This is a genomic window from Promicromonospora iranensis (genome assembly GCF_028994775.1).
Taxonomy (GTDB): domain Bacteria; phylum Actinomycetota; class Actinomycetes; order Actinomycetales; family Cellulomonadaceae; genus Promicromonospora; species Promicromonospora iranensis_A.
Genome location: NZ_JAJQMN010000006.1, coordinates 121,731 through 135,088 on the forward strand (window position 1 = coordinate 121,731; position 13,358 = coordinate 135,088).

At 71.2% G+C, this 13,358-nt stretch carries 14 protein-coding genes; 7 read left to right on the top strand and 7 right to left on the bottom strand.

The window, feature by feature from the left end; genetic code table 11:
* Positions 1 to 62: 62 nt before the first annotated feature.
* Complete coding sequence (gene serA, locus LUU90_RS12670; RefSeq protein WP_275003788.1) at positions 63 to 1,301, top strand: phosphoglycerate dehydrogenase; 1,239 nt, start codon at positions 63 to 65, stop codon at positions 1,299 to 1,301.
* A gap of 76 nt (positions 1,302 to 1,377) precedes the next feature.
* Here the strand turns inward: serA and LUU90_RS12675 are convergent, their stop codons facing one another.
* A complete protein-coding gene (locus LUU90_RS12675; protein WP_275003789.1) occupies positions 1,378 to 2,577 on the bottom strand; it encodes a sulfotransferase family protein in 1,200 nt (399 codons plus the stop codon).
* A 168-nt stretch (positions 2,578 to 2,745) separates the two neighbouring features.
* Between LUU90_RS12675 and LUU90_RS12680 the strand changes: the two genes are divergently transcribed.
* On the top strand, positions 2,746 to 4,041 hold the full coding sequence (locus tag LUU90_RS12680) for a cytochrome P450 (RefSeq protein ID WP_275003790.1): 1,296 nt from the start codon (positions 2,746 to 2,748) through the stop codon (positions 4,039 to 4,041).
* Positions 4,042 to 4,065: 24 nt separating this feature from the next.
* Here the strand turns inward: LUU90_RS12680 and LUU90_RS12685 are convergent, their stop codons facing one another.
* From LUU90_RS12685 to LUU90_RS12695, 3 genes are all read right to left on the bottom strand, one after another.
* Complete coding sequence (locus tag LUU90_RS12685) at positions 4,066 to 4,572, bottom strand: gluconokinase (protein WP_275003791.1); 507 nt, start codon at positions 4,570 to 4,572, stop codon at positions 4,066 to 4,068.
* Positions 4,569 to 6,020 (bottom strand): GntP family permease, encoded by a 1,452-nt coding sequence (locus LUU90_RS12690; protein WP_275003792.1) that lies wholly within the window; start codon positions 6,018 to 6,020, stop codon positions 4,569 to 4,571. The genes LUU90_RS12685 and LUU90_RS12690 overlap by 4 nt, the downstream gene beginning before the upstream one ends.
* Positions 6,021 to 6,176: 156 nt before the next feature.
* Positions 6,177 to 6,755 (bottom strand): TetR/AcrR family transcriptional regulator, encoded by a 579-nt coding sequence (locus LUU90_RS12695; protein ID WP_275003793.1) that lies wholly within the window; start codon positions 6,753 to 6,755, stop codon positions 6,177 to 6,179.
* Between the two features lie 72 nt (positions 6,756 to 6,827).
* Here LUU90_RS12695 and LUU90_RS12700 point away from each other — a divergent pair, with 72 nt between their 5' ends.
* Positions 6,828 to 7,235, top strand: a complete 408-nt coding sequence (locus tag LUU90_RS12700) for a VOC family protein (RefSeq protein ID WP_275003794.1) — start codon at positions 6,828 to 6,830, stop codon at positions 7,233 to 7,235.
* Between the two features lie 19 nt (positions 7,236 to 7,254).
* On the opposite strand, the gene LUU90_RS12705 is transcribed toward LUU90_RS12700, so the two are convergent.
* Positions 7,255 to 7,953, bottom strand: a complete 699-nt coding sequence (locus tag LUU90_RS12705) for a response regulator (RefSeq protein WP_275003795.1) — start codon at positions 7,951 to 7,953, stop codon at positions 7,255 to 7,257.
* Positions 7,950 to 9,146: a sensor histidine kinase gene (locus LUU90_RS12710; protein WP_275003796.1), complete on the bottom strand. Its 1,197-nt coding sequence runs from the start codon at positions 9,144 to 9,146 to the stop codon at positions 7,950 to 7,952. Before LUU90_RS12710 ends, LUU90_RS12705 begins: the two co-directional genes overlap by 4 nt.
* A 134-nt stretch (positions 9,147 to 9,280) precedes the next feature.
* Between LUU90_RS12710 and LUU90_RS12715 the strand changes: the two genes are divergently transcribed.
* The 3 genes from LUU90_RS12715 to LUU90_RS12725 are packed head-to-tail and all read left to right on the top strand — an operon-like array spanning position 9,281 to position 11,680.
* Positions 9,281 to 10,180, top strand: coding sequence for an ABC transporter ATP-binding protein (locus tag LUU90_RS12715; protein ID WP_275003797.1), 900 nt, complete (start codon positions 9,281 to 9,283; stop codon positions 10,178 to 10,180).
* Positions 10,177 to 10,929 (top strand): ABC transporter permease, encoded by a 753-nt coding sequence (locus LUU90_RS12720; RefSeq protein WP_275003798.1) that lies wholly within the window; start codon positions 10,177 to 10,179, stop codon positions 10,927 to 10,929. The genes LUU90_RS12715 and LUU90_RS12720 overlap by 4 nt, the downstream gene beginning before the upstream one ends.
* Before the next feature lie 4 nt (positions 10,930 to 10,933).
* A complete protein-coding gene (locus LUU90_RS12725) occupies positions 10,934 to 11,680 on the top strand; it encodes an ABC transporter permease (protein WP_275003799.1) in 747 nt (248 codons plus the stop codon).
* A gap of 124 nt (positions 11,681 to 11,804) precedes the next feature.
* Here LUU90_RS12725 and LUU90_RS12730 read toward each other — a convergent pair whose 3' ends face one another.
* Positions 11,805 to 12,431 (bottom strand): TetR/AcrR family transcriptional regulator, encoded by a 627-nt coding sequence (locus LUU90_RS12730; protein ID WP_275003800.1) that lies wholly within the window; start codon positions 12,429 to 12,431, stop codon positions 11,805 to 11,807.
* A gap of 112 nt (positions 12,432 to 12,543) precedes the next feature.
* Here LUU90_RS12730 and LUU90_RS12735 point away from each other — a divergent pair, with 112 nt between their 5' ends.
* Complete coding sequence (locus tag LUU90_RS12735) at positions 12,544 to 13,260, top strand: hypothetical protein (RefSeq protein ID WP_275003801.1); 717 nt, start codon at positions 12,544 to 12,546, stop codon at positions 13,258 to 13,260.
* The last annotated feature ends 98 nt before the right edge of the window (positions 13,261 to 13,358 follow it).

Sequence of the window (13,358 nt, forward strand, 5' to 3'; positions counted from 1 at the left end):
GCAGGCGGGACGTGGACCCCATCCGTTTGTTGCTTCCGCCTCACCTGGCGCACCATGGGTGCGTGCAGCGAGCCCTTCTCCTCGAGAACGTCCACCCCACCTCCGTCCCGATCCTGGAATCGGCCGGGTACGAGGTCGACTACCGCAAGGGAGCCCTCGACGAGGACGAACTGATCGCCGCGCTCGACGGCGTCCAGCTGCTGGGCATCCGGTCCAAGACCGAGGTGACGGCGCGCGTGCTGTCCGAGGCGACGAGCCTCGTCGGCGTGGGCGCCTTCAGCATCGGCACGAACCAGATCAACCTGACCGCAGCCGCCAACCGTGGCGTCGCGGTGTTCAACGCGCCGTTCTCCAACACCCGGTCCGTGGTGGAGCTGGCCATCGCCGAGATCATCTCCCTGACGCGCCGGATGACGGAGCGCGACCGCGCCCTGCACGACGGCGTCTGGGACAAGTCCGCGGAGGGCTCGCACGAGGTGCGCGGCCGCACGCTGGGCATCATCGGCTACGGGAACATCGGCTCGCAGCTCTCCGTGCTCGCCGAGAACCTCGGCATGTCGGTGATCTTCTTCGACACCGCCGAGAAGCTGGCCCTCGGCAACGCCCGCCGTGCCGAGACGCTCGACGAGCTCCTCGAGACCGCCGACATCGTGACGCTGCACGTCGACGGCCGCTCCGGGAACGCGGGCCTCTTCGGCGCGAAGCAGTTCGCCCGCATGAAGCAGGGCGCGATCTTCCTCAACCTGTGCCGCGGTTTTGTCGTCGACGTCGACTCGCTGGCGGAGCACATCCGGTCGGGGCACCTGTCGGGGGCCGCCGTCGACGTCTTCCCCGCGGAGCCCAAGAAGCGCGGCGACGCCTTCGAGTCGGTGCTGCGCGGCCTGCCCAACGTGATCCTCACCCCCCACGTGGGTGGCTCCACCGAGGAGGCGCAGGAGGCGATCGGCCAGTTCGTGGCCAAGAAGCTCAGCGACTACGTGACCACCGGCTCGACGATGCTCAGCGTCAACCTGCCGAACCTCCAACTGGAGCACACCGGCGTGGGCCGCATCAAGCTGCTGCACCGCAACGTGCCCGGCGTGCTGGCCACCGTGAACCAGATCTTCGCCGACCACGGCGCCAACATCGAGGGCCAGATGCTCGCGACCCGCGGCGACATCGGCTACGTGGTCACGGACATCTCGGACGTGACCGAGCGCGGCGCGTCCAAGAAGCTCCAGGCGCTGGACAGCACGATCCGCCTCCGCATCCGCGACGCCTTCGAGCGCCCCGAGTTCCCGCCGGGACCGGCCGCCCGCTGACCCCTCGTTGAGTGCGTGATATTTGCGCCGTCGACCGTGTGATCGGCGCAAATATCACGCACTCAGTTGTCCGTGGTCAGGTCAGGGACGAGGCCGGGATCTTGTACGACCGGAATGCCTCGGCGACCTGGGCCTCGTCCAGCCCGTACCGCTCCAGCGAGTACACGTGCGGGCGGTGGCCGCTCCGGTCGAGGGCCTGGGCGAGGTTGGCGTCGTCCGTCGCGCCCCAGGTCAGGTCCAGGCGGTCGAAGACCCCGCGCAGCACCGTGGCCGGGTCCGCGAGCAGGTCGTCGTAGACGACGTCGATCACCGCGTCGTCGGGGAGCTGTTCGCGCAGCCGGGTCGCGCGCTCGACCCCACCGGCGGAGATCCCCAGCCACTCCTGGCCGATCCGGTCCAGGTCGATCCGGCCCGGCTTGATGTACATCATGTGCGTCGCCTCGGCCATCGAGCAGCCCGAGGCGACGGCGGCCCCGGGGGCGCGGTGCGTCCAGACGAACCGCGCGTCCGGGAACGCGCGCAGGATCTCCGGCAGCCGCCACAGGTCCATGGGGTGCTTGAGCACCCAGCGCTCCGGCGCCTCGCCCGCCGCGATGACCTGCAGCGCGTCGCGCAGGAACAGGAAGTCGTCGGTGAGGTCGGCACCCGCCACGTAGTCCAGGTAGCGCGGCGCGGGTCCCCACGTCGCGTACATCTCCGTGTGGGCGCGCAGCATGAAGTCCTCCTCCTCGCTGTCGGCGATCAGCGGGTGCAGGTGGGCCCACGCGGGGCTCAGCTTCGCCACGGTCGCGAACCGCTTGCGGGCCTGGGCGATCAGCCGCTCGCGCTCGGCGGCCGGCCGCGGGAGGCCCAGGTTGGTCATCTCCCACAGCTTGGGGCCGCGGTTGCCGGGGCTGCGCGCGATCAGGTTGTACGTCACCGTCGTCCCGGTACGCGGCAGGCCGACGACGAACACGGGCGCGGTCACCGGCTCGTCACGCACCCCGGGGTGGTTCGCCTGGATGTCGCGGACGACGGCGCGGTTGTCCAGCCGCTCCCGGATCTGCTGCTGGGTGCTCATCCACCCGAAGGCGCTCAGGTCGGGGTTGGCGGCGTGGTCGGCGAGGAGCAGGCGCAGGCCGTCGAGCGCGGCGAGGTCGTCGGCGCCGAGCGGGACACGCCCGCGCTGCACCTCCTGGAGCAGGCGCTCGTAGACGGCGTCGGGGTCCTTGCGGGTGCGCGTGCCGGGTGCGAGCAGCACGTTGAGGAGTCGGAGCAGCGGTGTGGCCTGGGGCATGGCGCACATCCTGCCCATACCGGCGGGCGGCGACAAGCCACCGGAGGCTCCCGTACGGAATGTGAGCAGCACTTTCGCCAATCCGGAGCGTTCGTCCACTAACATCCGGAGCGAGTGCTTGTGCGCGGCGTCACATCGTCGGGCCAGGCTGTCGACGAGAGGGGAACCGTGACCGCACGACCGCCGTCGGACCCGCCGGTGCGGCTACGCGACGTCACCGACCGCACGCTCCTCGTGGAGACCACCGCGGCCGCTGACGTGAACGAGGTCTACGAACGGCTGCGGCACGAGTGGGGTCCGGTCGCGCCGGTGGACCTCGAGCCCGGTGTGCCGGCGTGGCTGGTGCTCGGCCACAACGAGGCGGTGGGCGTGCTGCGGGACGACCGCACCTTCATCAAGGACCCGTCGATCTGGCACGGGCACGCCGAGAACCTGCTCGGTCCGCAGTCGGCTCTCCACCTCGTGCTCCCCCGCGCCCCGAAGCCCACCCTCGCCGACGCCGACGGCGCCAAGCACGCCCGGATGCGGCCGCCGGTCGACGACGCGCTGTCACAGGTGGACGAGGCCCGCGCGGGTGCGATCACGCGCCGGCTGTGCGGCATGCTCATCGACCGGTTCGAGGACCGCGGCCGCGCCGACCTGGTCGCCGAGTACGCGGCCGTCGTCCCGTTCCTCGTCCTGTCCGAGCTGGACGGGCTGGAGCCGGGACAGGCGCAGCGTCTGCAGGAGATCACCCGGGCGATCTTCGAGTCCGGTGCCGCGGCACGCGAGCGAACGGTCGAGCTGCTGGAGATCGTCACCGAGCACATCGCCCACAGCAGGGCGCTGGGCACCCGTGACATCGCAGGGGTCCTGGCCGTGCACGACAACTTCGAGAGCGACCTGGAGCGGGCACAGACCCTCACCGCCATCACGCTCGCGGCCAACGAGGCGCTGCTGGCCTGGATCGCGCAGACGCTCGCCCTGGTCCTGAGCGACCCGCGGTTCTCCCACCGGGTCTCCGGGGGCCGGCTGCACATCGACGACGCGCTCGACGAGGTGCTGTGGCGTTCGACGACGAACCCCAACCTCATGCCCCGGTTCGCCACCCGTGAGGTGACGATCGGCGGCAAGCTGATCGAGCGCGGGGCGGCGGTGATCGTCGGCGTGCACGCGGCCAACCACGACCCGCTCATCCAGTCGGCCGACCCGTGGGACACCGTGGGCAACCGTGCCTACCTGTCGTTCGGCGCGGGTCCGCACCGGTGTCCCGCGCCCCGCCTCGGGCGGGTCATCGCTCGCATCGCGGTCGCCGAGCTGCTGCAGCGTCTGCAGGTCACCCTCGTCGGTGACCCCGACAAGGTCGAGTGGGCGACCAGCCCGTGGATGCGTTTCCCGGCCCGGCTGCCGGTGACGTTCCCGTCCCCGCTCCAGCAGCCCGCGCCCGGCGCGTGGCCGCCCGGCGCGCAGGAGTTCGCGCAGTAGGCCCTGCCGCGGCAGTCTCCCCCGTCACGCCGCCCGGACGGCGTCGAGGCTGGTGGCGATCACGACGTCGGCCGGCGGCGTGTCGTCGATGACGACGCCCGCCTCGTCCGGCTCCAGCGGTTCCAGGGTGTCGAGCTGGGACTGCAGCAGCGACGGCGGCATGAAGTGGGTCCGGAGCTTCATCCGTGCGAGCAGCACGTCGAACGTCGAGTCGAGGTGGACGAAGAACAGGCCGGGATGTCCCTCCCGGAGCCAGTCCCGATACACCCGGCGCAGGGCAGAGCAGGCGGTCACGGAGATCTCGCCGGCGCCGTCGAGGCGGGCGATCTCGGTGGCCAGCGAGCGCAGCCAGGGACGCCGGTCGTCGTCGTCGAGCGGGATCCCCGCCGACATCTTCGCGATGTTGGCGGGCGGGTGGAACGTGTCGCCCTCGACGAACACACCGCCGAGCGCCTCCGCGAGCGCGCGGCCGACCGTCGTCTTGCCGGTCGCGGTGACGCCCATGACGACGATGTGGCGCGGCGCGCTCATCCGGTCACGAGCCAGAGCAGCGCGGCGATCAGGAAGACGGAGAGACCCAGGGTCGTCTCCAGCACCGTCCACGTCTTGAGCGTCGTCTTGACGTCCATGCCGAAGAACCTGCTCACGAGCCAGAACCCGGAGTCGTTGACGTGCGACAGGACGGTGGCGCCTGCGGCCACCGCGAAGACCAGGAGCGTGATCTTGATGTCGCTCAGGCCCTCCGCCGCCACCTGTGCCGAGATCAGCCCGGCCGTCGTCGTCAGCGCGACGGTCGCGGAGCCCTGCGCGACGCGCAGCACCGTCGCGATCACGAAGGCCTGCAGGAGGATCGGCATGCCGAGGTCGGACAGCGCGTCGGTGAGCGCCGAGCCGATGCCGCTGGCGCGCAGCACCCCGCCGAACATGCCGCCGGCCCCGGTGATGAGGATGATCGAGCAGATGGGGCCGAGGGCGTCGTCCAGCATGCCGGTGGCCTGACCCATCGTGAACCGGCCACGGGACAGCACGGCGAGCGCCACGAGCACGGTGATGAGCAGGGCGATCGGGGTCTGCCCGATCAGGATCAGGGTGTTGGCCCAGACCTGGTCCTCAGCGATGACGCGTGCCGTGACCAGAGTGCTGACCACCGTGTTGAGCGAGATCAGCACCAGCGGCAGGAGCAGGAGGGACAGGACGGTGCCGAACCGCGGAGGGGCCTGGGTGGCGGTGGCCGTCGACGCGCCGCCCGCTCCGGTGCCCCCGTCGTTCGTGCCGCCATCGGCGCCATCCTGGTCGCGGCCACCGTTCATGCGACCGAACACCGCGGTCGGGACGTCGATGACGTAGCGCGCGCTCAGGTAGCGGGCCACGAGGTGGACGCCGAGGAACCATGCGATGACCGCCACCGGTAGGCCCACGACAAGCGTGAGGCCGATGTTCCCGCCCATCAGATCGGCGGCGGCGACCGGTCCGGGGTGCGGCGGGACCACCGCGTGCATGACGGCGAACGCCCCGGCCGTCGGCAGGCCGTAGCGGAGGATGCCGCCGCCGAACCGGCGCGCCACGGTGAAGATGATCGGCAGGAACACCACGAGGCCGGCGTCGAAGAAGATCGGGAAGCCGAAAATCAGGGCGGCGACCCCCAGCGCGAGCGGCGCGTGCTTCTCCCCGAACCGGGCGATGAGCGTGTCGGCGAGCACCTGCGCACCGCCGGTGGTCTCCAGCAGCCGGCCGAGCATCACACCGAAGCCCACGAGCAGGGCCACCGAGCCCAACGTCCCGCTGAACCCGGTCAGCAGCGCGTCGGGGATGTCCGCGATCGGGATCCCGGCGGCGACCGCCGTGAGCAGGCTGACGAGCACGAGCGCGACGAACGCGTGGAGCTTGAGCCGGATGATCAGGAACAGGAGCAGGGCGACCGCGGCCGCCGCTATCAGGAGCAGGGTGCCCGCCCCGTAGACCGGCTCTATCTCGGTCATTACCGTCTCCTCGCGGTCAGTGCTACTTCACAAGATCGCCACGACACTAGCAGGGCGGACGGCGTCGGTCCGGGAGGGCTGTCGACGAGCGTTTTGCCAGGTGGCCGAGGGAGCCGCACACGCGGTGCGCGGGTCCCTCCCGGGCCGCACCACGAGCTAGGCGACGGCGGACGCCAGCACACGGTCGAGCACCCGGTGCGCGGCGTCCCGAGCCTCGGGTCCTCGCGACTGCTGGGCGATCCAGAGCGCTGCCTCGTTCATGGCTCCGGAGAGCTGGGCGGTCGTCGCGTCGAGCAGGTCGTCCGGGACGCCGACGTCGGCCAGCGCCGCGCGCAGGTGCACCACCGAGTGCTCGGCGTCGAGCCGGCGCCACTGCTCCCAGCCGAACACGGCCGGGGCATCGATGAGCAGGACCCGCACCGCGGGGGCCGCCGTGATGGCGTCCAGGAACGCGTGACAGCCCGCCCGCAGCTGCTCCCGCGGATCGGCACCGGCGTCCTCGGCGGCCACGACGACGGCCTCGGCGACGTCCGACTGGAGCTTCGACGCGACGGCGCGGAAGAGTCCCGTCTTGCTCCGGTAGTGGTGGTAGACCGCGCCCCGCGTGACCCCGGCCGCGCCGGCGACGTCGTCGAGGGAGACCGCGGCGAAGCCGCGCGTGGAGAGCAGGCCGGTGGCCGAGACGAGGATGTCCTGGGCGGTCCGGGCGGCGTCAGCCGCTGAGGCGCGGGGCACGAGCACTTCCTTTACGTACGGAGTGTATGTAACCTGGATCTTACATACGCACTGTACTTAAAGGAGCTCGTCATGGCCGTCACCAGCCTCTACCCGGTCCTCATGTCGCGAGACGTCGCCGCCGCGGCCGCCTTCTACCGCGAAGGGCTCGGCTTCGAGACGACCTACGACTCCGACTGGTACGTGAGCCTGCGGCTCGGCGCGTTCGAGCTCGGGCTGGTCGCCCACGACCACGCCACGATCCCGGCGAGCCATCGCGCCCTGCCGCAGGGAGTGATCGTCAACCTCGAGGTCGACGACGTCGACGACGTCCATGCCCGCCTGACCGGCCGGACCGGGCTGGAGCCGCTCCTGCCGCTGCGCGACGAGGACTTCGGCCAGCGCCACTTCATCGTGGCCGCGCCGGACGGCGTGCTGCTCGACGTCATCCAGCCGATCCCGCCCACCGCCGAGTACGCGGAGGCCTACACCGAGGTGTGAGCCGCAGGACCGGCCCAGGTCACCGGCCGGCGTGCTGGAGCGCGTCCCCGACGCCGACCAGACCCGTGCGCAGCGCGAACAGGACGAGCTGGACCCGGTCCCGGGCGTGCGTCTTCGCGATGAGGTTCCCGACGTGGGTCTTCACGGTCGGCATGGACAGCCACAGACGGTCGCAGATCTCCTGGTTGGTCAGTCCCTGCGTGATCAGGGTCAGGACCTGACGCTCCCGCTCGGTCAACGTGTCCACGGCCCGCCGTTCGGCCGCGGTGAGCACCTGGGCCGGGACGGCGGGAGCGGGGTGCGCCCTGACGCGCTGGACGAGCCTCCGGGTGGGCCCGGGCGAGATGACCGCGTCGCCACGGTGGACCGTGCGCACGGCGGCGACGAGCTCGTCGGGCGGTGTGTTCTTCAGGAGGAACCCGGCCGCTCCGGCTTCGATGGCGGTCAGCACGTAGTCGTCCGTGTCGAACGTCGTCACGATGACGACCTTGCCGGGCGCCTGGCTCGTGACCAGCCGCCTCGTCGCCGTCAGCCCGTCGGTGCCCGGCATCTGGATGTCCAGGAGCAGCACGTCGACGGGGTCGACGTCGTGCCGCCGCACGGCCTCGGCGCCGTCACCGGCCTGCCAGCTGACCCGGAGCCCGGGCTGCGCGTCGAGGATCATCGACAGGCCCGCCGTGAACAGCGGGTCGTCGTCGGCGAGCCCGACGGTGATCATGAGCGCTCCCAGGGCAGGGTCGCGGCGACCCGCCAGCCGCCGGTCGCAGCATCGGGTCCGGCGTCGAACGTGCCGCCGAGCGCCCGTACCCGCTCCTTCATCCCGGTCAGGCCGTGCCCCAGGTCGGACGCCGCGCCAAGCGGTCGCGTCGGTCCGCCGTTGACCACCAGCAGGTCGGTGCGACGTTCCGCGACCCGCACCCGGATCAGGACCGGCACCCGCCCGGCGTGCTTGAGCACGTTGGTCAGCGCCTCCTGCACGATCCGGTACGCCGCGACCCCCACGTGCGCCGGGACGCCCCCGGCCTCGCCGTCGAGCAGCAGCCGGATGCTCGCTCCGGGATGCTGGAACGTGCCGACGAGCTCGGGAAGGTCGCTCAGCGTCGGGGTCGGACGGAGCGCCGCGGGCTCGTCGTCCGCGCGGAGCACGTCGACGAGCTCCTGGACCTCCGCGACCGCGCCGCGGCTGAGGCGCCCGATGTCGGCGAGCGCGCGGTCGGCCGCCGCCGCATCGGTGGCGAGCACGTACCGGGCGCCTTCGGCCTGGACCGCTATCGCACCGAGCGAGTGACCGAGGATGTCGTGCACCTCCCGGGCGATGCGAGTCCGTTCCTCCATGGTCGCGAGACGCCGTTCGGACTCCTGCTGGGCCTTGAGGATCGCCACCCGGTCGAGCGCCAGCTCGACGCGCTCACGGCCGCGACGACGAAGCGCGCCCGCGAGCGCCGCCACCGTGATCATCGCGCAGGCGAACGCGGCGAGGGCCCAGCGACCCCACCAGGGCTCGCCCTGCACCGGGCCGGGAGCCAGGATCGCGACCACCGCACCGAGGTAGGTCAGGGCGAGGTAGACCCAGCGCGCCGGGGGCCCCAGCGTCTGGGAGATGTACGCGGCGATCAGGCACACCGCGGCGGCGAACACACTCAGCTCCCGGGTCAGGACCAGGTGGAGCAGCAGGAACCCGGCCAGGGCGGTGAGGCAGACGTGCGGCATGCGGCTCCGGACCAGCATGGCGAGGCCGCAGCCGGCGACGACCACCCAGTACCAGGCCCGGTCCGACGGTGACGAGACGGCCGGCTGACCGAGCTGCCCGATCAGCACCACGGCCGCAGCGAGGGCGACATCGGCAAGGAGGCGCCGGGCGCCGCCGGTCAGCGAGCTGCCGGCGGCAGGTGCGGCTGATCGGAGGTCCATACCGGGCAAGCGTAGGTCGGCGGTCCCGGCGCGTCCTCATGCCGTGGGATGACTTGTCGTCGATACCCAGGCATGATCCGAGGCGGCCGGCCGCTCGGGATCGTGGTGGGCATGAACCGCACGACGAGGCGCCCATGAGCGCCGTCATCACCACGCAGGGCCTGACCAGGGCCTTCCGGAACCACACCGCCGTCGACTCCCTCGACCTGCGCGTCCCCCAGGGTGTCGTCTACGGCTTCCTCGGGCCGAACGGCTCGGGCAAGTCGACCACCATGAAGATGCTGCTCGGTCTGACCCGGCCGACCAGCGGCGGGATCACGCTGTTCGGCCGGCCCCTCACACCGGCGTCGCGCATCGACCTGCTGCGGTCGATCGGCTCGATGATCGAGGCCCCGCCCGGCTACGGCCACCTCACCGGGCTGGAGAACATGCGGATCGTCCAGCACATGCTCGACCTCGCCGACGCCCAGATCGACAAGGCCCTGGCCACGGTCCGCCTGACCGCGCACCGGGACAAGCTGGTCCGCAACTACTCCCTGGGGATGAAGCAGCGCCTCGGCGTGGCCATGGCGCTGGCCCGGGATCCTGCTCTGCTGGTGCTGGACGAGCCGACGAACGGGCTCGACCCCGCCGGCATCGAGGAGATCCGGACGCTCCTGGTCGAGCTGGCGAGCGAGGGCATCACGGTGATGGTCTCCAGCCACCTCCTGGACGAGATCGACCGGATGGCCGACGTCCTCGGCATCCTCTCCGGCGGGAAGCTGATCTTCCAGGGCACACGGGACGAGCTCTTCGAGCACTCCACCCCGGACCTGGTCATCGAGACTCCCGACCCGGGGGCCGCGCTCGCGCTCGGCATCACCGCGACACCGGTCTCGGAGGGCCTTCGCATCAGCGGCATCACCAAGGAGCGGACCGCCGAGGTGGTCCGCCGCCTCGCCGTCGCCGGAGTCCCGATCCACGAGGTCCGCCGGGTGCGGCAGAGCCTCGAGGACGTGTTCATGGACCTCACCGGGCGCGGAGGCCTGCTGTGACCCGCGCCGTCGTCCTGGAGCTCCGGAAGATGCGGCGGCTGCGCACGGGGCCGATCGTGGTGCTCCTCGTGCTCGCGGTCGCCGCGCTCAGCAGCGCGTCGCAGTTCTCTGGAGGCACCCGCGAGACCTTCGACGACCCGACCGCCGCACCGTGGGCGGCGCTGCTGCTGACCTACACGATGATGGCCGCGATGACCTCGCCCATCCTCACGGCGGTGCTGGCCAGCCGCCAGACCGACATCGAGCACGCGGGCGCCGGCTGGACCCTCGCGGCCACGGCCGGGTACACACCAGGCGTCCTGTGCCGCGCCAAGGTGGTGGCTCTCAGCCTCGTGCTGCTGCCCGCGGTCGCCCTGCAGAGCCTGCTGGTCATCGGTGCGGGAGCGGTGGCCGGCATCCGCGCGCCGCTCGATGCCGGACCCTGGATCGGCTACACGACCCTGCTGTTCCTGCTCGACGTCGCCTTCCTGGCCCTGCACGTCTGGCTCGCCGCCACAGTGGAGAACCAGCTCGTCAGCGTCGGGATCGGGATGCTCGGTGCGTTCCTCGCCGCCTTCACCCTGCTGATACCGAGCGCCGTCTCGCGGCTGATCCCGTGGGGGTACTACGCGGTCATCGCGCATGCCGCGCAGGACGGCGACGTCGTCACCTATCAGACCCCGCCCTACGCCTGGATCGCAGGCTTCCTGATACTTGTCGGCGCCGTGTATGCCTTCGTCACGCGCCGGCTGGACCGGATCGAGAGGTAGAACCGTGCTCCGCGCCGAACTCATCAAGCTCCGGCGATCCGCCATCTGGCCGATCGCGCTGGCGCTGCCGCTGCTGGCGGTCACCACCGGCACCATCAACTACGCCAACAACGCCGACATGCTGGCCGGCGGCTGGGCCGCCTTCAACTCGCAGGTCGTCATGTTCTACGGGCTGCTGTTCTTCTCCCTCGGCATCGGGCTGCTCGCTGCGACGTCGTGGCGGGCCGAGCACCGGGGCACGAACTGGAACCTGCTGCTCACGACCTCCAGGCGGCCCGTCACCCTCGTGCTGGCCAAGGTCGCCGCCACCGCCGTGTCGGTCGCTTTCATGCAGGCGGTACTCGTCGTGGGAACTCTGGTCTCCGGGGCCTTCGTGCTGCGGCTCGACGGCGGAGTGCCCTGGCAGCTCGTGCTCGTCGGAGCGATCTCCATCGTCGCTGCGCTCCCGCTCGTGGTCGTGCAGTCGCTCCTGTCGATGCTGCTCAAGTCCTTCGCCGCACCGGTCGCCGTGTGCCTCGCCGGCTGCGTGCTCGGCGTCGCCTCGGTCACGTCCGTCGGTCTCAGGCCGCTGAGCTACGTGCTGCCGCAGGCGATCAACACGCGCGCGCTCAACCTCGGTTCCACCGCGCTCACCGGCTCCGGAAGCCTCACCCCTGATGACGTCCTCCCGATCCTGCTCACCGCGCTCGGACTCGCCGCCGCCTGCGTGGCTCTCGGCGTCGCGGCGATCCGCTGGGTGAGGCTCCGGTAGGGGCGTCGACACAGCCAAGGTGGTCCTCACCGTCGAGTGAACCCAGCTGGCGCCGGCGGCTCCCCGAGACGGACACCGGAGGCTGCGGGGCACGGGCGAGGTCACGTGTCCCGCAGCGTCCGCACTAGCTCAGCGCGTCCTCGGCGACCTCTTCGACGGGCGGATAGGCGCCACGCAGACGGTGCACGGTCGCCGTCACGACGTCACGGACGTCCGTCTCGCGCAGCGGGGAGGAGAGCATCGCCGAACCGAACGAGAATCCCTCGACCAGGGTGAAGAGCAGGAGCGCTTCGCGGCGCAGCGCCTCCTCGTCGATCGCGCGGTCGGCCAGCGCGTCGCGCAGCAGCGAGCGGACCACCTCTGCGCCCTGGAGCGAGGTCGCCGCGATGTCGGCCGCGAACTCCGGGTCGGTGCGTGCCATGACGCGGTACTCGACGAGGGCGATGTGCTCCCGGCGTTCCTGATCGCTGGTCGGCGCGGCGAAGGCGATGACGTCGGTGATCCGTGCCACCGGGTCGTCGGACATCGTCGTCGCGCGTCGCCCGATGCGCTGCGTGAGCACGTTCAACGTGAAGCGCATGACCTCGCGGAGGGTGTCGCCGAAGTAGTGCCGGATGCTGCCGATGGCCAGGCCGGTGCGTTCGGAGATCCGGGCAAGGGTCACCGAGCGCAGCCCGTGCGCGGCGATCTCCTCGATCACGGCATCGGCGACCTGCTCCCGGCGCACATCCGGGTCGACTCGTCTGGGCATGACCCCATCGTAGCAATTCGTAGCATCGTCATGCTAACTTTTTTGGCATGGACGTGCTAGAAACGCCGAGAGGCGCCCTTCGTTCCCGCCCCGGCTCCAGACAGGGCAGGACATGACGGGCTGGGCCGACCCCCGGGCGGGCTCGACGGGCGAGGACCCTGACGGCTTCGGCGGCCTCGACGATCTCCACGGGCTCGACGACTTCGACGGCGATTCGGGGACATGGTCGACGCCCTCTCCGGAGCCGGGTTCACCGTTGCCGCCGTTCCGCCCTTCCCTCTCGCTCGAGCGCACACGGTTCTCCGTCGACCTGCCCGATGCGTCGACGGCGACGGTAGACGTCGATCACATATCGGGCCGGGCGTCGCTCTACCGGGACGACCGCCACGTCCGGAGCGCCGACATGCCGGTCCGGTTCCCGCTCGGACCGGACAGCATCGAGGTCGCCGCGAGCAGGTACGGCATGCAGCGGATTCACCTGGTCGGCGCGAACGGTAGCCAGCGACGTCTCGACCCCGCGCCCGGGACGCCGGAGCACTGGCGCGCTCAGCTCTCCCGGCGGCACCCGGGAACGGGGCGTGCCCTGGCTGCCGGTGCCGTGCTCGTGCTGGCGGTCAACCTGATCCTGCTCGCGCCACAGCTGCTCGAGGTGGTCACCCACCTGCCGCTCTGGGCGGATCGCCTCGTGCCGTTCGTCTCGCCCATCGACCTACCGGCATCGGTGAACACGGCCCTGACCATCGCCGCGGCCCTCGCCGGGATCGAGCGAGCACTCACCTTTCGCCACCACCGCCTCCTGGACGCCGAGACGGACGGGCTGGCGGGCTGACGTCAGCCGGACAAGGCCCCTCGGTGATCGAACGTCTCGTGCACCCACCAAGACACGTCAACCACACCCCGCCGCGCCTCATGCACCACTGCGGTCCA

What these genes read in the sequence shown, in the direction of transcription:
- LUU90_RS12735 (WP_275003801.1), top strand. Translation starts at nt 12,544, where the DNA reads ATGACGGGCTGGGCCGACCCCCGGGCGGGCTCGACGGGCGAGGACCCT.
- LUU90_RS12685 (WP_275003791.1), bottom strand. Translation starts at nt 4,572, where the DNA reads ATGAGCGCGCCGCGCCACATCGTCGTCATGGGCGTCACCGCGACCGGC.
- LUU90_RS12730 (WP_275003800.1), bottom strand. Translation starts at nt 12,431, where the DNA reads ATGCCCAGACGAGTCGACCCGGATGTGCGCCGGGAGCAGGTCGCCGAT.
- LUU90_RS12675 (WP_275003789.1), bottom strand. Translation starts at nt 2,577, where the DNA reads ATGCCCCAGGCCACACCGCTGCTCCGACTCCTCAACGTGCTGCTCGCA.
- LUU90_RS12690 (WP_275003792.1), bottom strand. Translation starts at nt 6,020, where the DNA reads ATGACCGAGATAGAGCCGGTCTACGGGGCGGGCACCCTGCTCCTGATA.
- LUU90_RS12700 (WP_275003794.1), top strand. Translation starts at nt 6,828, where the DNA reads ATGGCCGTCACCAGCCTCTACCCGGTCCTCATGTCGCGAGACGTCGCC.
- LUU90_RS12715 (WP_275003797.1), top strand. Translation starts at nt 9,281, where the DNA reads ATGAGCGCCGTCATCACCACGCAGGGCCTGACCAGGGCCTTCCGGAAC.
- LUU90_RS12705 (WP_275003795.1), bottom strand. Translation starts at nt 7,953, where the DNA reads ATGATCACCGTCGGGCTCGCCGACGACGACCCGCTGTTCACGGCGGGC.
- LUU90_RS12710 (WP_275003796.1), bottom strand. Translation starts at nt 9,146, where the DNA reads ATGGACCTCCGATCAGCCGCACCTGCCGCCGGCAGCTCGCTGACCGGC.